This window comes from Anaerobacillus sp. ABD4_527, from assembly GCF_056160805.1.
This window is the reverse complement of sequence record NZ_JBSWXZ010000002.1, coordinates 586,759-610,802: the sequence shown is the minus strand read 5'-3', so window position 1 is coordinate 610,802 and position 24,044 is coordinate 586,759. Positions and strand designations below refer to the sequence as shown.

General features: G+C 41.6%; 26 protein-coding genes and 2 pseudogenes. 6 read left to right on the top strand and 22 right to left on the bottom strand.

The features are described from left to right. Positions 1-11: 11 nt before the first annotated feature. From ACXAHI_RS15265 to ACXAHI_RS15240, 6 genes and pseudogenes are all read right to left on the bottom strand, one after another. On the bottom strand, positions 12-605 hold the full coding sequence (locus tag ACXAHI_RS15265) for an ABC-2 transporter permease (protein ID WP_474849266.1): 594 nt from the start codon (positions 603-605) through the stop codon (positions 12-14). After that, entirely contained in the window at positions 606-1,463 is an 858-nt protein-coding gene (locus ACXAHI_RS15260) for an ABC transporter ATP-binding protein (protein WP_474849264.1), read from the bottom strand. A gap of 4 nt (positions 1,464-1,467) precedes the next feature. Continuing rightward, positions 1,468-1,839: a GntR family transcriptional regulator gene (locus tag ACXAHI_RS15255; RefSeq protein ID WP_474849262.1), complete on the bottom strand. Its 372-nt coding sequence runs from the start codon at positions 1,837-1,839 to the stop codon at positions 1,468-1,470. Positions 1,840-2,046: 207 nt separating this feature from the next. Beyond that, positions 2,047-2,508: pseudogene (locus tag ACXAHI_RS15250) on the bottom strand (PTS sugar transporter subunit IIA); the annotation flags it as partial. Between the two features lie 77 nt (positions 2,509-2,585). Continuing rightward, positions 2,586-3,969, bottom strand: a pseudogene (locus ACXAHI_RS15245) (PTS fructose transporter subunit IIC); the annotation flags it as partial. A gap of 102 nt (positions 3,970-4,071) precedes the next feature. Continuing rightward, positions 4,072-5,988 (bottom strand): BglG family transcription antiterminator, encoded by a 1,917-nt coding sequence (locus ACXAHI_RS15240; protein WP_474849260.1) that lies wholly within the window; start codon positions 5,986-5,988, stop codon positions 4,072-4,074. A 186-nt stretch (positions 5,989-6,174) separates the two neighbouring features. On the opposite strand from ACXAHI_RS15240, the gene ACXAHI_RS15235 reads away from it, so the two are divergent. Next, entirely contained in the window at positions 6,175-7,665 is a 1,491-nt protein-coding gene (locus tag ACXAHI_RS15235; protein ID WP_474849258.1) for a M1 family metallopeptidase, read from the top strand. Between the two features lie 110 nt (positions 7,666-7,775). Here the strand turns inward: ACXAHI_RS15235 and ACXAHI_RS15230 are convergent, their stop codons facing one another. From ACXAHI_RS15230 to ACXAHI_RS15210, 5 genes are all read right to left on the bottom strand, one after another. Further along, entirely contained in the window at positions 7,776-9,296 is a 1,521-nt protein-coding gene (locus ACXAHI_RS15230) for a PH domain-containing protein (protein ID WP_474849256.1), read from the bottom strand. A gap of 2 nt (positions 9,297-9,298) precedes the next feature. Further along, the gene (locus tag ACXAHI_RS15225; RefSeq protein ID WP_474849254.1) at positions 9,299-9,787 is read right to left on the bottom strand and encodes a PH domain-containing protein; all 489 of its coding nucleotides are present in this window, start codon (positions 9,785-9,787) and stop codon (positions 9,299-9,301) included. Positions 9,788-10,068: 281 nt separating this feature from the next. After that, complete coding sequence (locus ACXAHI_RS15220) at positions 10,069-10,947, bottom strand: DMT family transporter (RefSeq protein ID WP_474849252.1); 879 nt, start codon at positions 10,945-10,947, stop codon at positions 10,069-10,071. After that, complete coding sequence (locus tag ACXAHI_RS15215) at positions 10,944-12,185, bottom strand: opine metallophore biosynthesis dehydrogenase (RefSeq protein WP_474849250.1); 1,242 nt, start codon at positions 12,183-12,185, stop codon at positions 10,944-10,946. Before ACXAHI_RS15215 ends, ACXAHI_RS15220 begins: the two co-directional genes overlap by 4 nt. Continuing rightward, entirely contained in the window at positions 12,182-12,988 is an 807-nt protein-coding gene (locus ACXAHI_RS15210; RefSeq protein WP_474849248.1) for a nicotianamine synthase family protein, read from the bottom strand. Before ACXAHI_RS15210 ends, ACXAHI_RS15215 begins: the two co-directional genes overlap by 4 nt. A 451-nt stretch (positions 12,989-13,439) precedes the next feature. On the opposite strand from ACXAHI_RS15210, the gene arr reads away from it, so the two are divergent. Then, a complete protein-coding gene (gene arr, locus ACXAHI_RS15205; RefSeq protein WP_474849246.1) occupies positions 13,440-13,853 on the top strand; it encodes an NAD(+)--rifampin ADP-ribosyltransferase in 414 nt (137 codons plus the stop codon). A gap of 317 nt (positions 13,854-14,170) precedes the next feature. Further along, on the top strand, positions 14,171-14,617 hold the full coding sequence (locus ACXAHI_RS15200; protein ID WP_474849244.1) for a hypothetical protein: 447 nt from the start codon (positions 14,171-14,173) through the stop codon (positions 14,615-14,617). Between the two features lie 180 nt (positions 14,618-14,797). On the opposite strand, the gene ACXAHI_RS15195 is transcribed toward ACXAHI_RS15200, so the two are convergent. The 3 genes from ACXAHI_RS15195 to ACXAHI_RS15185 form a co-directional block, all read right to left on the bottom strand. Next, positions 14,798-15,175 carry a VOC family protein gene (locus ACXAHI_RS15195; protein ID WP_474849242.1) on the bottom strand — a complete coding sequence of 126 codons (378 nt, stop codon included), beginning with the start codon at positions 15,173-15,175 and terminating at the stop codon, positions 14,798-14,800. Positions 15,176-15,306: 131 nt separating this feature from the next. Continuing rightward, on the bottom strand, positions 15,307-16,029 hold the full coding sequence (locus ACXAHI_RS15190) for a DUF421 domain-containing protein (RefSeq protein ID WP_474849240.1): 723 nt from the start codon (positions 16,027-16,029) through the stop codon (positions 15,307-15,309). Between the two features lie 55 nt (positions 16,030-16,084). Continuing rightward, complete coding sequence (locus ACXAHI_RS15185) at positions 16,085-16,303, bottom strand: hypothetical protein (protein WP_474849238.1); 219 nt, start codon at positions 16,301-16,303, stop codon at positions 16,085-16,087. 228 nt (positions 16,304-16,531) lie between these two features. Between ACXAHI_RS15185 and ACXAHI_RS15180 the strand changes: the two genes are divergently transcribed. After that, a complete protein-coding gene (locus ACXAHI_RS15180; RefSeq protein ID WP_474849236.1) occupies positions 16,532-17,053 on the top strand; it encodes a lysostaphin resistance A-like protein in 522 nt (173 codons plus the stop codon). 35 nt (positions 17,054-17,088) lie between these two features. Here ACXAHI_RS15180 and ACXAHI_RS15175 read toward each other — a convergent pair whose 3' ends face one another. Both ACXAHI_RS15175 and ACXAHI_RS15170 read right to left on the bottom strand, forming a co-directional pair. Next, entirely contained in the window at positions 17,089-18,876 is a 1,788-nt protein-coding gene (locus ACXAHI_RS15175; protein ID WP_474849234.1) for an adenylate/guanylate cyclase domain-containing protein, read from the bottom strand. Positions 18,877-18,894: 18 nt separating this feature from the next. Further along, positions 18,895-19,242, bottom strand: a complete 348-nt coding sequence (locus ACXAHI_RS15170; protein WP_474849232.1) for a DUF3307 domain-containing protein — start codon at positions 19,240-19,242, stop codon at positions 18,895-18,897. Between the two features lie 154 nt (positions 19,243-19,396). Between ACXAHI_RS15170 and ACXAHI_RS15165 the strand changes: the two genes are divergently transcribed. Continuing rightward, positions 19,397-20,518 (top strand): HD domain-containing phosphohydrolase, encoded by a 1,122-nt coding sequence (locus ACXAHI_RS15165; protein ID WP_474849230.1) that lies wholly within the window; start codon positions 19,397-19,399, stop codon positions 20,516-20,518. Between the two features lie 77 nt (positions 20,519-20,595). Then, positions 20,596-21,150 carry a CBO0543 family protein gene (locus ACXAHI_RS15160; RefSeq protein WP_474849228.1) on the top strand — a complete coding sequence of 185 codons (555 nt, stop codon included), beginning with the start codon at positions 20,596-20,598 and terminating at the stop codon, positions 21,148-21,150. A 122-nt stretch (positions 21,151-21,272) separates the two neighbouring features. On the opposite strand, the gene ACXAHI_RS15155 is transcribed toward ACXAHI_RS15160, so the two are convergent. The 6 genes from ACXAHI_RS15155 to ACXAHI_RS15130 all read right to left on the bottom strand — a co-directional run bounded on the left by ACXAHI_RS15155 (position 21,273) and on the right by ACXAHI_RS15130 (position 24,043). Beyond that, positions 21,273-21,455, bottom strand: coding sequence for a YjcZ family sporulation protein (locus ACXAHI_RS15155; protein ID WP_474849226.1), 183 nt, complete (start codon positions 21,453-21,455; stop codon positions 21,273-21,275). A gap of 170 nt (positions 21,456-21,625) precedes the next feature. After that, the gene (locus ACXAHI_RS15150; RefSeq protein ID WP_474849225.1) at positions 21,626-21,877 is read right to left on the bottom strand and encodes a zinc ribbon domain-containing protein; all 252 of its coding nucleotides are present in this window, start codon (positions 21,875-21,877) and stop codon (positions 21,626-21,628) included. 70 nt (positions 21,878-21,947) lie between these two features. After that, positions 21,948-22,859, bottom strand: a complete 912-nt coding sequence (locus tag ACXAHI_RS15145; RefSeq protein WP_474849222.1) for a helix-turn-helix transcriptional regulator — start codon at positions 22,857-22,859, stop codon at positions 21,948-21,950. A gap of 23 nt (positions 22,860-22,882) precedes the next feature. Further along, positions 22,883-23,377: an N-acetyltransferase family protein gene (locus ACXAHI_RS15140; protein ID WP_474849220.1), complete on the bottom strand. Its 495-nt coding sequence runs from the start codon at positions 23,375-23,377 to the stop codon at positions 22,883-22,885. Between the two features lie 61 nt (positions 23,378-23,438). Next, positions 23,439-23,822 carry a DUF4181 domain-containing protein gene (locus tag ACXAHI_RS15135; protein ID WP_474849218.1) on the bottom strand — a complete coding sequence of 128 codons (384 nt, stop codon included), beginning with the start codon at positions 23,820-23,822 and terminating at the stop codon, positions 23,439-23,441. A gap of 20 nt (positions 23,823-23,842) precedes the next feature. Then, positions 23,843-24,043 (bottom strand): hypothetical protein, encoded by a 201-nt coding sequence (locus ACXAHI_RS15130; protein WP_474849216.1) that lies wholly within the window; start codon positions 24,041-24,043, stop codon positions 23,843-23,845. Between the last annotated feature and the right edge of the window lies 1 nt (position 24,044).

Below are 24,044 nucleotides of genomic sequence, written 5' to 3'. Positions count from 1 at the left end.
TTTAAATTCTGTTAGAAAACTTTCCGCTGATAAACAACATGAGAGATACTCCATGAGACAGCATAAACCATCAACACACTAATGGTTACTACAATATACAGCGCCTGTATAGGTACATTCATTAACGGAGTCAAATACTTCCCTAAAAACGTAAGAATGGAAGGACCAATACCCGCCAAGACAAGAAAGGAGATAAGTACGATCGTAAATATATATCCCTGTTTAAAGATATAAAACAAGGGAAAGGTAAAGGCCGAAAACGCCAAGAATAAACCACTAGCAATGAGAATGTGCTTGATATCAAACGGTTTGTTGAATAGAAATAACGAAAGGCTTGTTAGCGCAATTGAAATCATCATATACACAATTGCACCTATGTAACGTGAAGCAATAATTTCTTTTCGGGTATAAGGCAAAGAATTCAATAAGACGTTTGCTTCCGCTTTCTCATCATAAGCATAAGCGTTGAAAGGAATGAAGATACTTGCAACAAGAAAGATTAAAACAGGGTGTGAGCCCATAAAGATAAAGAATAAAATAAACGGAACGAAGAACAGCAGCTGGCGCTTTTGTAAAATAACGTCTCGCCTAATTAAATTTAACATTCAGCTAGCTCCTTTCGTATAGTACATAATTTCTTCTAAAGAAGCTCGTTCGATTACTACGGTGTCTCCAAATGTATCTTTCACAGCACTCACATTATCCGTTAATGCCTCAAACCCTGTGGATGCTCGATGAACGTGAACAAAATCGCTTTCTGTATCCCTATCGAGAAGCTCTAATCCCCCTTTTACAATCGCATATTGATCTGAAATATCATCCGTCGATTGATTGAATACTAGTTCCCCGTTTTGTATAAATGCAATGTAATCCGCGATCCGATCAAGATCAGTTGTAATGTGGGTTGAGAAAAAAATCGTTCGTTTCCCATCAAGCATAAGCTCCTGTAAAAGACTCAATAGCTCTCGCCTGAAATTAGGATCTAATCCAGCAGTGGGCTCATCCATAATAATCAATTCAGCATGATGGGAAAGCGCAATAGCCAAGGATGCCTTCATCTGCATACCTTTAGAGAACGTTTTAATCGGTTTGTTAAGAGGGAGATTAAATTGATCAGCATACTGGTAAAATAGAGAATCATCCCATCGTTTGTATGCAGGTCCTACAATCCGTTTTATATCTTTTAAATTTAACCCTTCGAAGAAAACATTTCCATCGTACACAAACCCGATCCGTTCCTTTATCTCTTTTTCGTGCGATTTGAAGTCTAATCCAAATACATACACTTCTCCATCATCTGGTTTTAATAAATTCATCATCATTCTAATCGTTGTCGACTTGCCTGCTCCATTTTCGCCAATAAATCCTGTAATCAAGCCTTGTTTTACTTGTAGGTCAATATTCTTAACCGAGAAATCCTTGAATGTCTTTGAAGCACTTCTTAATTCAACAACATTTTTCATGGTTTCACTCCTCGTATAGCATCATCAATAATTGTTGTAGTTCATCAAGTGAAAGCCCCATTTCGCGACTATTTATAATGACTGCGTTTAATTGATCTTCAATAGCTTTAAGTTTCTTTTCTCGAATGACTTCTAAATTCTGCTCTGCAACAAACGATCCTTTACCAACAATAGAGTAGATAAATCCTGCTTTTTCTAACTCTTCATAAGCTCGTTTCGTTGTGATAACACTGATTTGTAAATCTTTTGCAAGCTGCCTAATTGATGGTAAAGCGGTTCCCTCTTTCATCTCACCTGTTAAGATAGAAGACTTGATTTGATTTGTAATTTGTTCATAGATCGGCTCCTTTGAACTGTTCGAAATAATTATCTGCATGCAAATCCCTCTTTTACCTTCTCTGATATAATGTATATATACTATATATACATTATATACACACGAAAGTGAAGGGCACAATACTAAATTGAATAATTTTAAGAAATGATTATGAATTAAAGACAAATGCTTACGAATGAAACTCATTCTGAACACTAAAAAGGTAGGGTCGATCTTTTATAAGACCAACCCCACCTATCATTTCTTTTAATTAACTTCTTTCAACAACTCGTACGCTTCTTCATCAGATTTCACGTCAAGCAGCTTCTCTCGATACTCATCATCCATAAGTTTCCTTGAAAGCATCTGAAGAATCTTTAAGTGTGCGTCTCCTTCGCTCTCTTTAGGTACCGCGATCATGAAGATCAGTCTCGCTTCTGTACCGTCAAGGCTGTTCCAATCGATGCCATCGCGCTTGATTCCAAACACGACGCGAGGTTCGCTTACAGCCGTCGATTTCCCATGAGGAATGGCGATGTTCATGCCGATTCCAGTTGAGCTTTCATTTTCTCTCGCAATGATCGCTTCCTTAAAGCTCTCTTTTGAATCTAGCACATCTTCCATTTCAAGCATGTCGATCATTTCATCGATCACGTCGTCTCTCTTAGATCCTTTTAACGCAATGTTCACCAATCGTTCGTTCGTAATGTCAGTTAGTTTCGTTACCTCTGTAACCCTTGATACCGTCTCTTCCTCTGCTGGTGCCGCTTCGACCTGTCCATCAGTGCCTGCGACTTCCATCGCAGCGACGTCTTTTTTCAAGGTGTTAACAAGAAGCGCAGTCACGATTGCACCTGCAATCACTGCCACGAAGAACATGAGCACATTATCCACAGCACCTAGAACTGCTACGATCGGTCCACCGTGTGCGACTCGGTCTCCGACGTTCCCCATCATCGCAATGACAGAACCTGTAATCGAGCCGACCATGATACTCGGGATAACGCGGAGTGGATCTTGAGCTGCGAACGGAATTGCACCTTCCGTGATTCCGAAAAGCCCCATCGTAAACGACGCTTTTCCAGTTTCAATCTCAGCTTCTTGATACTTCCGTTTCTTAAGAAATGTTGCTAGGCCCATTCCGATCGGTGGAATACAGATCGCAGCTGCGATCGGCCCCATGATCTCATAGTTTCCTTCTCCGATCATGGCAGCTCCGAATAAGAACGCAACCTTGTTTACTGGGCCACCCATATCGAAGGAAATCATCGCGCCAAGAATAACGGCGAGAAGGATTGAACTCGTTCCCTGCATGCCTGCAAGCCAGTTCGTTAACGTTTCAAATACCTGTGCGACTGGCGCACCGATGATAAAGACAAATGCGAGTCCAACGATCAGTGATGCGAGAACCGGAATGATGATGATCGGCATGATCGGCTGAACGGATTTTGGAACCTTGATCTTCTTAATCGCAAGTGCAACGTACCCTGCCAAGAAACCAGCGATAATCCCGCCGATGAACCCTGCTCCTGCTTCACTTCCATAAAAGCTGCCGTTCGCTGCGATGAACCCTCCGATCACACCAGGTGCGAGTCCAGGACGATCCGCGATACTGTAAGCAATGAATCCTGCAAGAATCGGGATCATGAACGTGAACGACGCCCCGCCTAGCTGTTCGATCGTCTTCCAGAAGGAACCTTCAGGAATCACGAGACCGTTCTCAGTTGGCTCTCCCCCGATCGTTAGTGAGATTGCAATCAAAAGTCCTCCGACCACAATGAATGGAATCATATACGAAACGCCGTTCATGAGGTGTTTGTAGATCGGATTTTCTTTACCTTTCTTATCATCCTTCGCCGTTTCTGCGCCGCTGTTGCGAAACTCAGGTACGTCACCGTTTTGATGCTTTTTTATCAACCCTTCAGGATTACGAATTCCTTCTTGAACACCAACGCTAAGTACTTTTTTGCCGTGGAAACGGTCTTTCACTACCGTTTTATCGGCTGCAATGATGATGCCATCGGCTTCTTGAATGTCCTTCTCAGTAAACTCATTCTCAACGCCGATGGACCCTTGCGTTTCTACCTTTAGCTCGACGCCTAATTTCTCTGCAGCTTTTTGTAGATTCTCAGCTGCCATGTACGTATGCGCAATCCCGTTCGGACAGGATGTAATCGCCAACAACTTCATGTGCTTCCCCCTCTTTCTTTGATATCGCTTACACATATCGTATCTTATAAAGAGTGGGGAAAAAGAAAGAAAGTTTACCGGAACTTCCGGAAATATGACTATTTATTGTGATGAACGGTTTCCACTGAGGATGTCGATTACGGAGTCAGGGTCTCTCTTACTCACAATACTCCTTAGCAATTGCGGGTTTTCACTCAGAGAAGAGATCTCCCTAAACAGTGCTCTCGTAGCCTCACTATTATCGTTATTTACGGCTAATAGAAAGACGAGGCTAACGTTTTCCTTCTCCCACTCGATAGGCTCTTTCATAACCCCTACGGCTATCGCTGACTTATGTATGAACTGAGGATCACCATGTGGAATCGCAATACCAGACCCGATGCTTGTAGATGAAGCTCGCTCTCTTTCAAGCGCACGCGTCGCATACTCCTTCGCCACATACCCGCTCCGAGAGAGTGCGTTCGACAGTTCTTCAATAACGGCGAATCGATGAACAGGTTCTTCATAAATAAACACAAATTCAGGCTTTACGTATTCTGTAACTATCGCGCTGCTTCGATCGATCTCATGAATAAATGCCTCTAGTTTACTTTCTTCTTCGATGTTCAGTAATGGCGAGATCACGATCGATGGAACAGCCTGCACGGTCTTAAGGTCAACGGTTGAGATAACGAGATCGACTTCTTCTTTTTTCAAAAATGAAGGAAGTTCTACTTGGGAAATACAGTCCAGAATCGTAAGAGATGCGAACTTCCGCTCAAGCTTTGTTCGTAGAAGCTGGGACATTCCTACACCGAGATGACACACGATGACGGCTTTTTTTTGCTTTCCTCTATTTGAATGAAGCCGTTCAACAGCTGCTTCAAAATGCAGCGTTAAATAGGCGACTTCATCTTCCGGAATCATTACCCCGTGCTTTTCACTAAATTCTGTAGAAAGTCCGATGAGAAGATCGAATAAATACGGGTACATCTGCTTAATTTCTTGAAGCATCGGATTTGTTACAGACAGGCCGTATGTAAGCCGGTTAAGAGCAGCATACAAATGAACACGCAGTCCTTCTAGCAAATCGTCGTCATCACGAAAAGAAAGAGACGTCAGTTCCGACATCCTACGAACAAGGTCTGTTGCGATGGGATCGATTTCTAGCTCATCTTCCTTCATACCTCGTCGTTTTGCACCGATAAAATGAAGCGCGAGATAGGCGATTTCTTCTTGTGGAAAATGCACGACAAACACGAACTCAAGCTTCTTTAACAGGCTTTTCGCCCACTGATACTCCGCAGTTGACGTCACCCTCTCAACATCTTCTTCACGTAGGGTAACCACATGTCTTTGCTTCACTCGTTTAATCGTAAACAACGTATGCATGAGAAGATTTTCATACGCTTCATCTGTATACGAAATATCATGCTCGGCTTGATGCGTACGTAATTCAGTTTCGACAAGACTTATTTCATAAGGTGAAAATTGCTTTTTAAAGAAGGATTGTACAAGAGTGTCATCATGTACAAACTCCCGTAAACGAGCGAGTGCCCTCCTTTTCGCCATCTCCTCCCCATCTACCAACACACCAACTTTTTGCTTAAAATGAAGGGCGAGTTCAAACTCATCTAACCATGTGCGAATGTCCTCAAGGTCTTTACGGATAACGAGTCGATTCACATAATAGCGTTCGGAAAGACCCTGGATTGAAACTGGATCCTTCGTCATCAGCAGCTCATAGACGATTTCAACTTTTCGTTGCCGTTCGATGACTTCTTCTTTCTTCGTATCTACTGAGCTGAACGTTTGATAAAGCCTCGAACGTTCGTATTCATCCACCTGTATGTAAACCCCTAGCCCCGGCTTCTTAACAAGCTCACCGTTCGTTTCCTTCTCAACGTATTCTTTTATCGTCCCTAGGTCGTTCCGGACAGTCTTCTCAGAACAAGAAAGATGATCCGCAAGTTTGCTCACTCGTTCTGTTTCTTTGCTTTCTAGTAACATAAGCAACAGTTTTTGCTGTCTACGATTCATCTCTTCCACCTACTTCATAGCGTTCCTAAATATAGGTAGTATATCAAAAGTATTGGTTCAAAAGGAATACAAAGATCATCCATGCTGATGAATGAAGTGGGGCTTGTAGTGCCCTACTTCCAATAGATAAAAGGGATTTAATGTAAACAGGAGAAGTAGTAGAAAATAGAATATTGGAGGGGTTCAATGAAAAAACTTTTATTGTTTTCAGGTTTGTGTTTACTACTGCTTATTGCTGTCTTTAGTTTAAATTCTAGTATCAGTGCCTGGTTTTCTTTTAAAGATGAACCTGATCTAACAGATGTTAATACATACTACGAGGTAGACGTTGAGGTTTTTCCGGATACTAACACAGGTACTGGAACCATGACGATTCATACAAAAAATGATACTGGTCAAGCCCAAGATCGAATCTTCTTTCAAGTGTTAGCCAATAAGTTTCTAGACTCAGATGCACTTGATAGAGATGAGTGGAAAGCTATGCTGGGACCATTCTATGAATCAGGCGGACTTGAATTTAAAGAAGTACAAGTTGATGGGGAGGCTATCGAGTACACCATAAAAGATACAATGCTCGAAATTCCACTGGAAAAATGGGATGTTGATGAAGTCATTAACGTCTCCTTGGACTTTCAATTTACGGTTCCTTACAATGAGGGGATCTTTTCTTATAACAACAATAGTATTTACTTCGGGAGCTGGCTTCCGACTCGAGCTGTCTACAATGAAGATGGATGGTACATGAATGAGTTTCCGCCGATCGGGGATCCATCTTATAATGATGTTGCAGATTATTCGGTAACGGTCACTGTCCCAAAAGACCATCATCTAGCAAGCACTGGACAGGAAACGGCGGAACCAGAAGTTAGCGAAGATAAAAAGACTTATTCGATACATGCAGAGAAAGTGAGAGAATTTGCTATGAGTGTCCTCGATGAGACGTTTAAGGTACATAGCGAAGAAATAGACGGAATCACTCTACGCACTTGGTATACATCCGAATCTGAATTTCACTATTCGAGCTTTCATGAAACAGCAAAGAATGCCATTCAGTATTTCAATGAATCATTTGGTGAATATCCCTATAAAGAGTTTGAAATCGTACCAGGCGCAAGGTCTTTCTTAGGGATGGAATATCCCGGATTGACACTGGTGAATGAGAGACTATATAACAATTACCCAGACCAACTTCTTAAAACCATCGCGCATGAGGTTGCCCATCAATGGTGGTATGGAGTAGTCGGAAATCACACGATTGACGATGCATGGCTTGACGAGAGTTTAACCACCTATTCAACGCTTCAATTTTTATCAGAGTACTATCCCAACCACGCTAACGATGAGTTGAACAAATATAAGGAAAAAACCGAGAAAATAGATGAACTTAAGAAAAGCGGAGCATCCATTACTTCTTCCACAACCGAATACTCAAATTCTAAGGAATATGTGGATCTTGTATATGCGATCGGACCTCACATGTTTTATAAATTGGAAGAAGAAGTTGGAAAAGAAAAAATGAACGAAGCCTTGGAACATTATTATAGCGCTAACAAGTATCAATTTGCTGAAAAAGAAGACTTGATCGAAGCATTTGAAAGAACGATTGGACCTGAAACTGAAACGTACTTCAATGAATGGTTGAATAATCATCCTGTCACATTGGATGAAGTTCGCTAAAACCTCGTGTAAAAAAGTGTCTTAGGTCAAGAAAAAAACCGACGAAGCGGTATTAAAGAATTCCGCATTCGTCGGATTTTTTCTTCTTGCCAATTACCCTTCGCTGTTCATTACTGAAAGTGAATTTCTTTCTTTCTATCCATGTACCAACCATAAGCTTCTTTCACCCATAAAGAAGGAGCATCTCTCATCGTAGTATGTCTGATCGGATTTGCTCGATTGACCACGTTCAATGTGGCTAAACCAAACACCTTTTGTAAGAATGTTCTCGATGCCTCCATCTCAATGATCTTCTCACGTTTCGATAGATAAGTCGTAAGAGTAAATCCTCCCGTTTGCATCTGGACAAACTCCTTGTTCATCGCGTATTTTGTTTGAAGATAATCTAAAACCCGAGACGTTACAATCAACACCAGCAAGACAAGTGAGAGCGCCCACCATGCCCAAGTAAAGTTAAAAGGATCGGGTTTCAACCAAAAGAGAGCTCCAGTTGTGATCATCCAAAACCAGCTAGGCTTCAACAGACGAAGGTACATTGCTTTTCTAGGTAACCGTTCCATTTGTCCAATTAAACGATATTGAGGCAGCATTTCCTCTACAATTGAAATCGCACGCTTTATCGGAAGAAAAGGGTATAGGGTACTCACTTCAGATTCCCCAAGACTTCCACCTGCAGAAACTAATGTTACTGAGGCTAATCCAAGCATTCGTTTCAAAAGGGTCTGTTCGATTAAAATCGCTTGAACCTTATCTTTCTCTATTGAAAAGTTGCTTTCTTCCGCTATTCCTTTCGTAATGATGACCTTCTCATCAGTTGAAGCAATCTCATATTTTCCATACTTCACGACTGTCCTTACCATTCCTATACCGATTGAAATAAGGATTAAGAATATAAAAACGATGCTCATCGTCCAGGTCGATCCAACGATACTAGATAATATCCCATTCATTTTGTTTTCTAAATGAAAGTCTTCTACTTTCGAAATGAGCGACCCAGCGATTGGAATGATTGCTAAAAAGCTAAGAGACGTAAAGGTTGCCTTTAGGATATCTTTTTTCGTAGGCGTAAAATGGACGGTCTTTGAAGAGTCGGATTTCACCTTGCCTTCATGTTCATTAGTTTCGTTAACTTCTATAGGCGAAACCTTTGTAGCCGATGAGTCTTCTTCTCTCAATTCGTTAGGACTTTTTCTTGCTTCAATTCTCCCCTCAATCTTTTCTGCTTCATCTACTTTTATGACAGGAAGAACAATTGAACTTTCTTCACCCGTTATACTCGTCTCTAGTATGAGTGAGGTGACACCAAAGAGTCGATGAAACCAATACGTTTTACGATTAACATGTTGAACCTTAGAAAAAGGCACAGTTTGTTTCGTAGTCGTAATCCTGCGTCTTGTGAGTTGAATCGCTGTTTCATTCACTGCATAGGTACGGGAATACCATTTGTATGGAATCGCAAGTAAACTCACTATGAAGAGGACAACCAGCGCATAGCGCCCATAAACGATATACCAGGCTTCGGACCCAGCATGTATAACAAAAAGCAAGATAAAAAAGACAGCGCTATTCCTCAAGAGCTTTCCTAGTTCATGCAGCATCATCAAAGGGTGATTTCGTCTTCGCATGCTCATCACTACACTTCCTCTACTTTTGCATAAAACGCGATCTGATTCCTTAAATGCATTGCGGTGGATTCCGGCAATGCTGGTATTTTATGTACAGATCCCGTTGTATTCACTTCAATTGAATACAAGTTGTATTTCTTTAACAGTGGCCCTTGATGAGTTGATACTGACTGAATTTTCGTCATAGGAATCAATTGATGTGCTTCATGTAGCGCTCCGGACTTAATCTGAAGGAAGTCTTCACTGATGTCATAACGCCAATGTTTGTACAACAAAGAAACCTTGAAGAAAGCCCATACCGTTCCAACGATAGAAAGAATCGTTAACCCTACTAGTACCCACCCGATCCATGGCTTCCAGTCAAAGTATCCGTCCGCAATGAACAATCCACCAAGAATTAGAAACCCAGCAACATTCATCATGGTTTCACTAATTAACCAAACTTTCACACTATCTTTTGACAATCGTTTCGTTGGAGATTCAATAAACGTACTCAATCACTATACACTCCTTGTATACACAACTTTGCTCACTATCATTTACGATACTAATTGGAAATCGTTTCAAAAAATCCAAAAAAAGCCTCCTCCCTTTTTTAGGGACGAGACTTTTAAATAAATTCCTATCTTCGTATACACTGAGCAGCTCTTTCGTATACGCATTCAGATTCGAAGGAAAACTCTGTTTCAGCAGATTTATAATCGATGCTTGAATCGAAACGTCTAAGGTTGTAGTGGGTTCATCGAGTAGCAGGAGAAACAGATTCGTAATGATCCTGTCATTGCCTTCTCATTACAGGACGTAAGGACACCTTCGTCCGCACCTGTTTCTTTTTTCTCGATAGTAAAATGCACGCGGAGACGATGAGAATTCCTCCAGAAATTGTAAGTAGATCTGGTACTTCTGCCCAGAACAGAAAGCCCCAGAGAATATTGAACACAATCCCTATGTAGCGGGCGATTTCAACGACGACCACACTTTCATGAGTAAAGGCCTTCGTTAGAAACACTTGTCCGAGTAAGGAGACGACTCCGATTCCGATAAGAATCGTTAAGTCTGCGGCAGTTGGAATCACTAAATCATTCCACATCAGCGGAATGGAGACGAGTGTCCCAGTTGCGAGAAAATAAAAGACAATCTCAAACGAGTGATGTGTTTTACTTAGGAAACGGATACTCGTTGCCGCCGCACCCGCAAACAGTGCACTCACGACTCCCACGAGCGCATAAAGTGAGTATGATGAATACGCACCAGGCTTCGCTAACAGCACGATCCCAACAAGAACAAGCGGTAGGATTAGCAAAACTTGCTTAGACACCCGCTCTTTTAAGAACATGTATGAAAAGAACACCGCAAAGAAAGGGGATAGATGCGCGAGAATACTCGCATCCGCTAGCGGTATCTTAGAAATCGTATAGAAATATGCAAGCAAATACAGCGCTCCAAGCGCACCTCGCAGCATCAAAAACGGAATTCCTTTTCTCGAGAACGAAACCTTTCTGCTCCTCATAAAGAAGAAAATCAGTACAGTTCCTATGAAACTTCTAAAAAACACGATTTCAGAAGTCGGCACCGTGTCACTTATACTTTTCACGAGGGCGTTCATGATACTGAAGATTAAGGAAGATAGTATTGCAAGCAGGACGCCATTTTTCATCGAATCTCCCTTTCTGCAAATCTCTGAAACCCTCTTACCGGCTCACCCTTCAAGCTTTGCCACTCGTGAACTTTTTGTTCGAAAGATTGAATCAAGCGGAACATTTCTGGTAATCTAATTCCTCTTTCAAATCCAAGGCGGTGCATTTGTTTTAAGTTCATATAATCTTCGAATGGGATTCTCGGAACGCACCACTCCCCAGAAGGCGTTCTTGAAATTTGTTGAAAAGGGACTTTCGAGAAATCAAAGTATGCCCCGTTTTTATCAGGCTGTGAAAAGGGATCGATCAAGATCGAAGCATAGCGAATGTAGAGGTAATACTCCTGTTTCACAGCTTCAAACTCTTGAAAGCCATCAAGATCAGAACGTGACAGCGACTCCTCGTGTACAGGGTAGTTATCATCGTTAAGGAACTGAAGTAAATTGATCGGTTCCCCTCCTAGTTTCACAGTTAGCGCTGAGATCTCTTTCCACAGCTTCACCATGACATTGATTGTTTCTTTCGTGATCGGTCCTTCTGGATAAAGCTTGTACAGGGACTTCAACGATTTCTTCTCAGAAAAAATCTCATTCAATGAAAAAGGATTGATGAAGAATGCAGGATGCACATAGGTCGTGATGTTCCGACATTCTGCATCGATTGGGTTTTCTTTTCCAACGGTTTCAACCCCAGCTTCTTGTAATAACCTTTCGATTTCATTTAGAGATCCTTTTTTACTAGTAGCTAAGTAAACCCGTTTTTTTACCGCCTTCGTAAACGCAACAAGGTCCCCCTCAGGGACGAATTTAGTTGCGGCATAATAATTTGAAAGGCTGATCACTTCAATACTCTTACTTGTTTCGGTAACGATCTTTCTAACAAGTTCGTTCGATCCGATTACGGGTGACAGCAAAATAATCTTGTTAAGTTTTGTTAACCTTCCTATCCCAATCGATCGAAGAACATCTTCATAACTGTAGCTTGGAACACAGACGATCATCGTATTGAACCGATCCTCAACGCTCTCTAAGCCATTGTAGAAACGAGAGATTTCTACTTTTCCAGAAAGGGATGGCCAATTCGGGGCAATTGCCGTGATCACATGGTGAGTATTCTTTAGTTGATTTTGCACACGTCCTGAATAGGAGCCATTACGATTTACAATCGATACGTCTCCCTTCCAGCTCTTCTTAACAGCGACTGCTGTTTGAATGGCCGCAGGTCCTGCACCGACAATTAATGTATGCCTCCCACTCATGAGATCACCTGAGTCTTTTTCTCAAGAACGAGTGTTTCGTAGATTCTGTCACTGTATTCAGTGTGCATGTACGTCTGAACCCAGTTTCCTGTGATGATGTCATCGATTGGGTAATTAAAGATCGACTTCAAGCCGTTCCCGAATCGAACGATGACTTTTGTACCTTCCCATACCTTCTCCTTAAGCACCTCGATGACTTCATGTTTGTCTTTCACAAGCGAAGCAATAAAAACATGTGTGATGTCCTCGAAGCTATGGTGAGCGTGGATGTCACCGTGGAAAAATGAGATCTTCTCTTCTAGTCCTGAAGCACGCGCCACTTCTTTAGATAACGCAATCGCTTCTTGATCGATGTCCAAACAAATCACCGCAGCACCTGTCTCTTTCGCGATCGTTAAAGCTGTCGTTGGAAATGCACCAGACCCAATAAATAAAACGTTTGAATGACTATGTATTCCGAAGTTGTTGTACTCATCCCTTACCGTTTTCGCTAACGAAGATAAATATTGTCCGACGGGAAGTCCCACCTGCTGAGCGCGAATGGACTGGTATTTCTCTACGTCACATAACGCATTGACTGATGTTTCGCGGAGTTGATGGGAAAGGACTTGAACTTCTTCGATCGCGCCCCATTGGTTCCATTTTTGGTCGTTCTCTTTGCTCATGATGAACGTACATAAATCATCCAACTTGCTCTTTAAGAGATCATAGCAACCATCGAATTCCTTTGCATACCTGGCGAGTTCTGCAATTTCGACTTCAATTACTTTCAACGAACAAAGTAATTCATATTTTTCTTTCAATAAGTTCACCTCTCAATCATGTTTATCACAAATCGAAACCGTTTCGATTTATAAAGTAAAGTATAGGTAAACCCTTTCGCTCTGTAAATTCTTTTTTTCATATTCGATTTAAATGAGCCAATAGTCTTTGTAACGCTGAATACGATAAAAACACCCACGGGATCGTTCTCAAACGTGGGTGTTGGCGTGATCTATACATTTCTTTTATTACTGAGTAAAAGGTGATGAACAGGTCAAAATACCTAATCACGATTCGTTACCGGTCGTATGTACACAGAATAGAAAAAAGCACCGCCAAAAACGGCACTGCTCATTAATTCATCCTATAAACGACTTACATTTCTTCCTTCTACTTTTATTATAATCCTGAAATCAGAAAATTTATAGACTACTTTTTTTAATATTTCTCCCCTATACTCTTACTTACAAATCAAATGAGAGGTGGATTCGAATGAATGATAAAGATGTGTTGGATAACGGTCCTTTCTTTCATGGAACGAAAGCGAAACTCAACATCGGAGATCATTTGAAGCCGCAGCATTTATCAAATTATCAGGACAAAAAATCGAACCACATTTATTTTACCGCGACGTTAAATGCTGCAAAGTGGGGTGCTGAACTAGCGAAATCAACCGAGAAAGAAAGGATTTACATCGTTGAACCATTAGGTGAGTTTGAAAACGATCCAAATCTAACGGACAAAAGATTTCCAGGAAACCCAACACGCTCTTATCGCTCGAAATCACCTTTGAAGATCATAGCAGAGTTAAAGTCATGGGAAAGGCACTCAGATGAAGAAATCAACCAAATGCTTACTTCTCTGAAAAAATTGCGTGAAGAAGGAAAAGACGTGATCTATGAATGATTCTTTGCACTTAAAAAAGAGTCTTAATAAAACCTTGGCAGTTCAGTTTTGGAGTACAGAATAACAGTTTGCACTCTAAATTGAACTGCTTTTTCATATGAATTTGTGTACTTATATGCACCCTAATTCGCATGTTGAATTGCTACCATACCTGTCAGTCTGATTGGAAGAATTATGGTAAAATGAAGTTTGAGAATTGCTCCAATAAAGCGGAGCGAACGCGACACAAATAGTGCTACGCAAAAGCTATTGTTAAAGTAGTTCATTCACAAACCAAATATACTAACAGAGTTTTAAAACTATGGGTGAGGTGAATTATGAGTGAAAAAGTTTTGAGGAAAACAAGGCGTTTCCTTGTATATATTGGCCTTCTGATGATTGCATTTGTCTTATCTTATCTAATCACCTATCCTCTCGAATATACACCGCTCGGTTACGAAGGGATAGAAGTAAAAGAGGACAAATTAGTTCTACAATCCTATAATGTCATTGGACTTGAAGAAGATAGAACCACCTATAATCCGCAAATAGGGCAAGAGTGGAAGGTTGAATTACTTAAGGATCTGGTTAATCAACAACAGACTCTATACCTCTTCTTCTTCACCGCAATAATGTTGGCGATATTCTGGGGAGGATTCGACCTCCTTAGAAAAAAATCATGGAAGAGAGTTCTGTTTCAAGGTTTTATTTACGCTTTCGTTCCTGGAGTGTCATTAGTTAGACACTTGAATGATATAAAAGCTATCTTGCAAAATTCTATGTGAAATGAGTGCTATCGAATTCTTAGTACCTTCATCAATTAACACCCTATCCTTCAACACACGAAATACGCTGCAGTTCCCTGTGCATGATTAGCTAAAAAGGGATAGAAACTCCATCAATCAATAAAAAAAGAGTATCAAATTCAACTGCAATTTGATACTCCAATAGCTTTGTACCAGCAACTACTCCGCTCTCTCCCCAACCGCAAAATAATTCTCTTCAAAATCCGAAAAGTTAAAGACGCGGTTAGTTCCCATCTTCACGATTTCCCCAACCTTCACACCTTTCAGTTTTAAGTCTTCATGCAGATGATCGAGCTCTTTAGTAAAAAACATGAGTGAAGGCGTGTCGAGATTCATATCTGGCTGCATTTTTGCGATAACGTCTTTGTTATGAAGAACGATGCTCGTTTCTGCAGATGTAGATGGTGCTACTTCGATCCAACGCATCCCCTTATTTTCTTCTGAGATGACGTCAAATCCCATTTTCTCTGTCCAAAACGTGACGGCTTGATCTTGATCCTTCACATACACCATTACCTGTCCAAGCTTTGCGATCATGGATTTTCCTCCTCGTTTCCTTCAATTCTCTCTTGCGCCTTTTCTTTTCTCTAAGCGCTTAAAGATATCCTTTAAATGTCGAAATGATGAGAAGAAAGTCGGTAGGAAAATAAGCCCTAATAATGCACCGATTAATGCTCAATAGGAGGAGCATCCTTCGCTTGATGATCTTTCTTTGATACGGAAAGCTCTCCCTGGCCCGTAACACCAGCATAAAAAATCTCACTTACGTCGACTTTTCCAGTAGTATGTAGTTCATTCAATAGCCATTGCTCCGTCTTGCCGATTCGCTCAAGCAGATCCCTCTGCACCTTGCCATCTAAAATCACAGGAATTTCATAGTCGTTCCCAGCTTTGTAGATCTGCATATCTTCCCGTAAAATGCCTTCTTTACCAGGATAGAGTTTTACACTCAGCTGTCCGTTCGCTTCAACAATCGCAAGCTCAACGTCACTCGTATGAAACACATCTTTTTCTCGTAACATCTGCAGGATGTTGTCGACCGAATACTGAATGCGTTTCATATTTTTCTTTAGAAACGTACCTTGGTACATCACAACGGTTGGCTCGAAAGTAAAAAGCTTCCCTAGCTTTGGATTCTTTAGTTTCACTTTAATAATCAACTTTTGTAGAAGCGCAATCGCAATCATCGCGATAACCGTATGAACATGGTCGATCTTAGGATCTGCGATATCCGCTCCGACAACAGCACCAAATACGAGTACGACGAGAAAATCAAAAACTGGGAGCTCTCCGATCGAGCGCTTCCCCATATATAGTCCGATCGCAAGCATGAGCGGAAGAATTGTAGCAATACGAAAGATAACCTTCAAGGAGTCCATTAAAATGTCCATGATGAGCACCTCTTTCATTCTTTACGCTCATCATTCCCAAACTCTCCTTAATCCATTAAACGCTTTTAATGACTCTCGACACAACGTAAGCGATCGCTACACTGAGTAAGAGTAAGATAAGTGAGACGCTGTTTTCTCCAAATTGAACCGTTTGTAGGAACGTGGACTCACCAGCATCCGGTGTATGTAACGCCGTTAGGAGAAAACCTGAGCCCCATTGCAAAAGAAAAAACACCACGATAAAACTTGCGATAAATAAGACAAATCTTTTCATACAATCACCCCGTAGTAGTGTTTACGATACAGAACGGCTTTCGTTTCACTTCGATGTGCTACGATGTGCTCGATTGGGTATGCTTGCATCACACTATGGGTAATCATAGGTAGATACGTAGAAATCAGAGACAAGTTAGGATGATGACATATTCAAAAAACAATACTATTCAGTTCTCTGTTTCTAGCTCATGCACTTCTTTTTATTAGCTTCGTCTACTTTCCAATCATGTTTTGGCCTGTTTTCACAGTAACACTTGCGATCTTAATCGTGATCAGCATCACGACCGGCAAGCTTGTGTTTAAGAAGATTACAGGAACGGACCTCATATACATCATCGTCAGTGCACTCTTCCTGTACGGGTTAAGCTATGTAGGGATCGAACTCATCATCTTGGCAACTCCCTCTCTATTTGATAACATGGAACAGTTTTATGATATCGTACAGCCTGTTAAACCGTGGCACTTCATCAGTCTTATTCTCATCGTGATTCCAGGTGAGGAGATTTATTGGAGAGGCTACGTCCAGCAGCAGTTCAAAAAATACAAAAGTGGGGATACCATCGTTCTCGCAACGCTTCTCTATGCAGTCGCTCACCTTTATTCAGGTGCCCCGCTTCTCATTGTCGCCGCTCTTGTTGGCGGGATCGTGTGGGGATGGATTTATGAGAAACGGAAGAATTTCTGGGTGCCGCTTCTCTCACATATTTTGTTCGACCTACTCATCCTCGTCTTCATTCCACTGCTTTAGATATAAAAAAGGAGCTTGCCAAGGCAAGCTCCTTTTTACACAGTAACAAATTCCCTCGTTGTCTTTATTCGAACAAGCGAAACTTCCTTTCGAATTCCCATCAACGCTGCTTCGTACGATTCCATTTCGTACACTTTTAGCATCGCTCGAATCTCCTTCCGTTCAAGCATATCAGAGGAAAACATAATATCGTTGCCTTTGCTTTCTTGCTCGATTCTTGAAGCCATGTTGACGGTATGACCGAAGTAATCCAGTTGGTTGTTCGCCGTTACCGCGATCGCGGGACCTGTATACATGCCGAGTTTAATCGTTAAGTTCGTTCCATGCTCTGCATTGAAATCGCCGATCGAATGTTGAATGTCGAGCGCCGCTTTTACCGCATTCTCTGGTACAAAAAAGGCTGCCATCACAGAGTCGCCGATCGTTTTGATAATCGTTCCCTTATGGTTCTTAAATTTCTCTGATAGAAACTGAAAGTGATCGTTCACCTGGCGATAAGCGCGCGCATCTCCTGCTGATTCATAAAGGGAAGTTGAGCCTCGCAAGTCACTAAAAACGATCGTCACATTTTCAACGCCGATCTCCTGGCCTTCTGCTAGTACCTCAGACGAAAAGAGTCGTCGAAACTTTGTCATCGTCGTTACGTTAGCAGCGGTCACAACGTTCGGATCGCGCTCGACTTCTTCAACCACCGCTACGATATCGCGGCTGCTCTCATTTTGAAGGGTGCAGCCTTGAATTGAAAAATGATCGCTATCAAATCCATCATCACGATACGTTAGCGCCACACCCTCATCATCACGTTGAGAAACGAGATGACTCCTTGTTAAAATGCGGAGCCTCACGTCTTTTTCTGAATGAATCGCAGGGAGTTCACTTGAAGTCCCTGAACGGATGCGTTTCTGCAAAAGGATATGCGGCGTAATATTTGGCCCTCCGATACAATAAGTCTGTGAAACGGCTTTTCGAACCGCCGGGTGGACCGTAAATCGCAGTTCGATCGTTTCATCGAACGTCATGTCGTACGTTATGCCGCAAAGGTCACAGTGCACCTCGTTTTTCACATCTCGAAGGGAAGACGCGCTCTCTTTTGCGACACGACACGTCGGACACATCAAACTCCAGGATAAGGTTAGAACGCCAGCTTTTGTTGCTTCAAGAAACAGCACTAACACTTCTTCGCGATCGATCCCCCATTGATCTGCAAGTTTATACGGCTGCATCTCAACAAGCGCTTGATCATGAGACTGATTGATGTGCTGCTTGAGGAACTCTTTTGCTTTCGAAGGTTCGAGCTTGTCCATCGCATAGGAAAGGGCTTGTTTGTTTGTGGGTGAAAGGTGTTTTGGTGGAGGCAACACAACGATTCGTGAGTCGAGCGCTATGTATTTTTCAATATATGCGATCGTTTTTTTCATACCAGGAATCGCAATTGCAGGGATCGCGAGTTTTCCGATGATGTTTGCCGGGCGTAACATCGAAAAAACCTCGACTTCTGTCATTGGGTTCTCATCGACCGATACATCCCTCATTTTGATTCCTGCATAAAATTCAGCGAGTGGACCTGCTGTGTACAGCCTTTGAACCGAATACTGTTCTCCCTTCACCCATTCGAACGGATACTCCTTCCATTCAAGCGAGACGCCACCTAGCTTTGCCTTTGCAGGACGGTAAAAAAGAGATTCATCGAATCGCGCATCTGAGAATTCTACTGGAAACAAACCGATGAGCCTGTTCAAATGATCGTTTGTTGCGAGAATGTCCCACGCTTCTTCTTTCCGTATTGGAAATTGCTTCACAAGTGAAAAGTGACGTTCCTTCATCTAGTAACCTCCCAGACATTATAAAATCGATACGATGATCGCAATAACGATAAGATGAAACACTTGGTCTGTGATTACTTTCAACCACCCTACAGAATCATCAACATCCCTCATTACAGTCCTCGTCCACCATGTAACGAACGTTCTCCGGTCGAGAATGACATGAGTGATGAAGATGAAGCTGAGCTGTAACATCGAAAGGCCTCCGAATCCGAACCAGGCAACGGTACCTAACACGGCTGTGTAGATTGAGACGTGAGATAACAGTGGAAGCCACCTGTTATGCTTATGCTCAGCCATCCATTTCGTCTGAAAAAGAAAATCTCCAATCAAATGGGCGATAAATAAATATTCAAACGGAGTCATGTTTTGCCTTCCTTTACCTACCGCTTTAATACATCAGCGTGTATGATAGAATTATCCTACAAATCCTTATTTTTCTTATCATACCATTTTTTATAGAAAGAAATAGAACGAATAGATTAGAATCCCAAATAGGTAGACGAGGAGGTCTCGACTTGTGGAATCGAATCAGTATCATAAAAGTGAATTAAATTCTGAAGAACTTCTCCAAATCATATTCGATTATGCTGCACAGATCACGACCGAAAACAGCCTCGATCGTTTGCTGATGTTGATGGCAGATATGGGACGAAAGATGACCTTAGCGGATCGGTGTACACTTTGGCTTTATGATGAAACAAAAAATGAGCTTTGGGCACGGGTCGCCCATGGAATGGAAGAAGTTCGGGTCCCTTCATCAGTAGGTCTCGCGGGACACGTATTCCAATCCGGGGAACCTCTTGTAATCGATGATGCTTATCAAGATGAGAGATTTCATTCTGTCATCGATATACAGACCGGGTATCGAACGAAATCCGTCATGGTGATCCCTGTGAAGAACAAACTCAATAAAACGGTCGGCGTTTATCAGGTGATCAATAAGCTAACGGAAGAGTCTATTTTTCATCCGAATGACTTGAAGTACTTAAGTCTTGCAGCCTCCTATACGGGTCAAGCGCTAGAAGCGATGCTCGTCAACATCGAGATCGAAGAAACGCAAAAGGAAATCCTCTTTAAGATGGGAGAGATTGGAGAAGGACGCTCGAAGGAAACCGGTGCACATGTAAAACGTGTCGCTGAGTATGCAAAACTCCTCGCATTAAAGGCAGGCTTCGAAGAAGAAGAAGCTGAGCTGATCAAAGTTGCTTCTCCCATGCACGATATTGGGAAAGTTGGGATTCCTGACGCTATACTGAATAAACCAGGAAAGCTCTCTACGGAAGAATTTCAATTGATCAAAAACCACTCAAAGATTGGGTACGACTTATTGAAGAACTCGAAAAGATCGATTCTTCAAGCCGCTGCGATCATCGCAGATCAACACCATGAACGCTGGGATGGCAAGGGTTATCCTGATGGCCGAAGCGGAGAAAACATCCACCTATATGGCAGGATCGTATCGGTCGTTGATGTCTTCGATGCCCTTGCATCACAACGTCCGTATAAAGAAGCATGGGAGCTCGAACGCATTCTTTCATACTTTAAAGAAGAAAGAGGCAAACACTTTGATCCGATGTTAGTCGATGTGTTTCTTCGGAATGTTGAAGCGTTTGTGAAGATTAAAGAGCAGTATTCGTAATGAAGGATTATGTGTATAAAAATAACAAACTAGCCAACTTTAAGTACTAACCGAAAAAATAATAGTGGCGAGGTAATATGGAAATGGGAGCACCTTCATGGGAATCGATTACATCCATCAGAGAGTCTTTTCAAGTACAATATTGGAACCATTGGTTACATGATGATTTGTTTTCATTTGGTTGGTGGTTAATACTGATCATCAATCTAATCTTTCTATATGTAGCATTCAAACTCATTGATCGCAAACGTTTATTTGAATTATTGACTGTTGGTGGAATCGTCATCGCCATCAGTACGTTGATGGATGTTATTCTGATACAATATGGTTTTACTGCCTATCCAACAAGTATAACTCCTTTAAGCCCATCGTTTTTTGTTTCAACCTACATCGTTTTACCAGTGATCTTCATGCTGTTATATCAATACTTTTTCACTTGGAAGAGCTATATGCTGGCTATGATTATCACATCGTTACTACTCGCTTTCATTGTAGAAAACCTTCTTCGCTGGGTGAACGTGTACGAATATATCAAATGGAATAATGTTTATTCCATGATTGCCTATTTATTGATCGGTCTCATCGTGAAATTTCAGATGAAAATCTTTAATAAAGCATCGATCCGCTCGTAAGAAAACCATCTGCTAAAGTATGAAAAGATGCGCCTTCGCATCCAATAAAAAAAGCGTTCCATAAACGAAACGCTCTTTTCCACTGGTTTTATAGGGGCATGTCCGATGCCCAGCAGCTCATTTTAGTAGAAGCCGCCTCCGAAACCACCGTAGTTTCCGCCGTAGTTGCCTCCAACATTACAGCAACGACCTCTTCCGCCTGCGTAGCCAGCAGCACCAACGATAATTAATAGAATAAATAGAACCACAACTAAAGCAAATAGTCTGCCATCATCGCGGCGTCCAGGTCTATTGTCAGCACCCATCTTCTCAACCTCCCTATTCTAGTTTCTATACAGTGTATGTCCAAGCTAGCATGACTGGATAGGCAGGAATTGAAGTTACGCGAAAAGAGGCATCTACCTCTAGTACTGTCTATCATATCTTTAAGAATCCATAGAAAAAGACGGAGCTCATAGAGTCCGCCTTTTCTAAATTACGCCCACCTTTTTAACTTTGGTAAAACGTCTTTCATCATGTCTCGTGCCTCGGGTTCCTTCATCCCTTCTTCGACGAGATAAGGAACACAGATGTTCACCATTTCATTCATCGTGACATTCGCAGTGAATGATCCATTTTCATAACAATAGACGCAGTATTCTTCGTTTTTGGATCCATCTTGATTTGTACCAAAAAGCTTTTCATCTTCCATCGGCATTGCACAACTTTGACATACTGGTTTGTTCATTTTGACTCCTCCTTAATAAGTAAAATCTAACCTTATTATAAGAAAGGAAAACGACACCGTTATGTCGTATTTACAGATATTTTTTCAACGTTTTCTCCGCACGATCTTTGATGATCGTTCGAATATGGCTTGGTTCGATCACTTCCACCTGATCTCCAAAATGGAGAATCATCCCATATACCCATTCATCTTCAGGATAATATTCCGAAACATAAATGAAGCCATCTTCATGAAACGCCAAGCGATCGAGCTCGAAATAATCCTCCAACTGATTGAGCGCTTGTTTATTGAACTTTAATCGAACAAGTACTCGTTCACGTTCATCCTCAGTAAAATCGAATGGCGGAACCTCTCTTTTTTGATCGATGGTTCTTTCTGTCGTCTGCACCTCATACATCCTGCCTAATTTAAACAATCTAAAATCATTTCGCAGGTTACAAAACGCATATAGATACCATTTGTTGATTTTTAAAATTAAGGAGACCGGCTCAGCTTCACGAGACGTAACATTCCCGTTAATATCGATGTATTGAAAGTGAATGGCCTTTTGCTGATCAATCGCTTTTTGTATCACATTCACTTTTTCTTGCTTTCTATATTCCGGCCCCCAAGCACTGAAATCGAGAATAAGAGACCGATTAGTTGAAACGGGTTGGCTCATTTTTATCGTTGCAAGTTTTTCAATGATGTTCTTTAAGTTCTTATCGTCATACGTTTTGTATACACCATCCAACGCCGTCATTAAAAGTTGATGTTCGACGTCATTAAAGTAGCCGTTATGAATCTTGAACGTTTCCAAAATAGCGTACCCACCGTTCACCCCTTTTTCAGAAGTGATTGGAATACCCGCTAGTTCAATGGACTCCATATCACGTTGAATCGTTCGAACAGAAACTTCGAAATAATCCGCTAGTTCTTTTGCCGTCATCTTCTTTTGATTCAAGAGTTTAATCACAATGGCGAGTAAACGCTCTGTCTTCATCAATCAACACCCCACCGTCTGCACTAAACACCTACCACATCACTTCTTCTTTCGAATAGAATCACATCTCGCCACCGCCCATCTTGCATGCGTCCCACTCTTTTCCGAATTCCTAGTTTTTCAAAACCATTCTTCTTATGTAACGTAATACTACCGATATTTTCAGGAAAGATCCCAGCACTTAGCGTCCAAAAGCCCGCTTCTTCAGACCTTTTGATCAACGTTTGCAGCAACAAATTCCCGATCCCATTACCCTTTTCACGAGGATGAACATAGACGCTCACTTCTCCAACTCCGCGATACACGTACCGACTCGACGATCGATTGCATTTACACCATCCCTGTACACCACCTTCGTCCACTGCGACCAAGGTACATTCAGTAACAGCGTTTGAGATGAACACTTCGTAGGTAGGTGTGCGATGCTCAAAGGTTGCGTCACCCGTCTCGATTCCTAACCGATAGATTTCTTTCACTTCGTCCCAATCTTCCCTCGTCATTTCTCGAATGTTGGTCATCTTAGGTAAGCTCCTTAATTGAATAACGTAGTTTATCTAGGTAGCCAGAAGTTCAAACATGTCAAATAGTCCCTCTTTCCCACAAATAGAACACTCCAAATCCAAGAACGACCACAAATGCCGCTAACCACTCATAGTAATGTGATTTACTCGTTGGATCTTGAAGATAATCCTCCACTCCACGATTGATCGATATGAGAAAGGCCATGAACATCGATGGCATTAACATCACGATCGCTGGGGAATTTGGTCTCTCAACGATCAATTCAAATGAAGTAAAAATGAAGGCAATCACTATCACAACATCGATGATCATCGAAACTTTATACCGCTCCTCATGGAAGATCCATCTACTCCGCTCTTTAATACCTAGCATTCGCTTCATGTAAATTTCGCTTACGAAGAGATAGATGACGGCTAAAACGATTAAATAGAAGAACAACACAGTACCGCCTCCTCTAAAATCTACTGTTCTTGCCTATACTCTTTTGAATTCCATGCCCAAGAGAAAAACATATGAATCAACATTGCTAAAAACGACACCATGAAATATTCCCCCCACGTGAAGGGGCTTCCGTTGAAGGTATCTACAGTAAGATGACCTAAAAACAAACTAGCAAAAGTAACAAAAAACCTGCTTTTTTTCTTATTCTTCTCTTCTTTCATT

What these genes read in the sequence shown, in the direction of transcription:
- ACXAHI_RS15265 (WP_474849266.1), bottom strand. Translation starts at nt 605, where the DNA reads ATGTTAAATTTAATTAGGCGAGACGTTATTTTACAAAAGCGCCAGCTG.
- ACXAHI_RS15260 (WP_474849264.1), bottom strand. Translation starts at nt 1,463, where the DNA reads ATGAAAAATGTTGTTGAATTAAGAAGTGCTTCAAAGACATTCAAGGAT.
- ACXAHI_RS15255 (WP_474849262.1), bottom strand. Translation starts at nt 1,839, where the DNA reads ATGCAGATAATTATTTCGAACAGTTCAAAGGAGCCGATCTATGAACAA.
- ACXAHI_RS15240 (WP_474849260.1), bottom strand. Translation starts at nt 5,988, where the DNA reads ATGAATCGTAGACAGCAAAAACTGTTGCTTATGTTACTAGAAAGCAAA.
- ACXAHI_RS15235 (WP_474849258.1), top strand. Translation starts at nt 6,175, where the DNA reads ATGAAAAAACTTTTATTGTTTTCAGGTTTGTGTTTACTACTGCTTATT.
- ACXAHI_RS15230 (WP_474849256.1), bottom strand. Translation starts at nt 9,296, where the DNA reads ATGAGCATGCGAAGACGAAATCACCCTTTGATGATGCTGCATGAACTA.
- ACXAHI_RS15220 (WP_474849252.1), bottom strand. Translation starts at nt 10,947, where the DNA reads ATGAAAAATGGCGTCCTGCTTGCAATACTATCTTCCTTAATCTTCAGT.
- ACXAHI_RS15215 (WP_474849250.1), bottom strand. Translation starts at nt 12,185, where the DNA reads ATGAGTGGGAGGCATACATTAATTGTCGGTGCAGGACCTGCGGCCATT.
- arr (WP_474849246.1), top strand. Translation starts at nt 13,440, where the DNA reads ATGAATGATAAAGATGTGTTGGATAACGGTCCTTTCTTTCATGGAACG.
- ACXAHI_RS15200 (WP_474849244.1), top strand. Translation starts at nt 14,171, where the DNA reads ATGAGTGAAAAAGTTTTGAGGAAAACAAGGCGTTTCCTTGTATATATT.
- ACXAHI_RS15195 (WP_474849242.1), bottom strand. Translation starts at nt 15,175, where the DNA reads ATGATCGCAAAGCTTGGACAGGTAATGGTGTATGTGAAGGATCAAGAT.
- ACXAHI_RS15190 (WP_474849240.1), bottom strand. Translation starts at nt 16,029, where the DNA reads ATGGACATTTTAATGGACTCCTTGAAGGTTATCTTTCGTATTGCTACA.
- ACXAHI_RS15185 (WP_474849238.1), bottom strand. Translation starts at nt 16,303, where the DNA reads ATGAAAAGATTTGTCTTATTTATCGCAAGTTTTATCGTGGTGTTTTTT.
- ACXAHI_RS15180 (WP_474849236.1), top strand. Translation starts at nt 16,532, where the DNA reads ATGTTTTGGCCTGTTTTCACAGTAACACTTGCGATCTTAATCGTGATC.
- ACXAHI_RS15175 (WP_474849234.1), bottom strand. Translation starts at nt 18,876, where the DNA reads ATGAAGGAACGTCACTTTTCACTTGTGAAGCAATTTCCAATACGGAAA.
- ACXAHI_RS15170 (WP_474849232.1), bottom strand. Translation starts at nt 19,242, where the DNA reads ATGACTCCGTTTGAATATTTATTTATCGCCCATTTGATTGGAGATTTT.
- ACXAHI_RS15160 (WP_474849228.1), top strand. Translation starts at nt 20,596, where the DNA reads ATGGAAATGGGAGCACCTTCATGGGAATCGATTACATCCATCAGAGAG.
- ACXAHI_RS15155 (WP_474849226.1), bottom strand. Translation starts at nt 21,455, where the DNA reads ATGGGTGCTGACAATAGACCTGGACGCCGCGATGATGGCAGACTATTT.
- ACXAHI_RS15150 (WP_474849225.1), bottom strand. Translation starts at nt 21,877, where the DNA reads ATGAACAAACCAGTATGTCAAAGTTGTGCAATGCCGATGGAAGATGAA.
- ACXAHI_RS15145 (WP_474849222.1), bottom strand. Translation starts at nt 22,859, where the DNA reads ATGAAGACAGAGCGTTTACTCGCCATTGTGATTAAACTCTTGAATCAA.
- ACXAHI_RS15140 (WP_474849220.1), bottom strand. Translation starts at nt 23,377, where the DNA reads ATGACCAACATTCGAGAAATGACGAGGGAAGATTGGGACGAAGTGAAA.
- ACXAHI_RS15130 (WP_474849216.1), bottom strand. Translation starts at nt 24,043, where the DNA reads ATGAAAGAAGAGAAGAATAAGAAAAAAAGCAGGTTTTTTGTTACTTTT.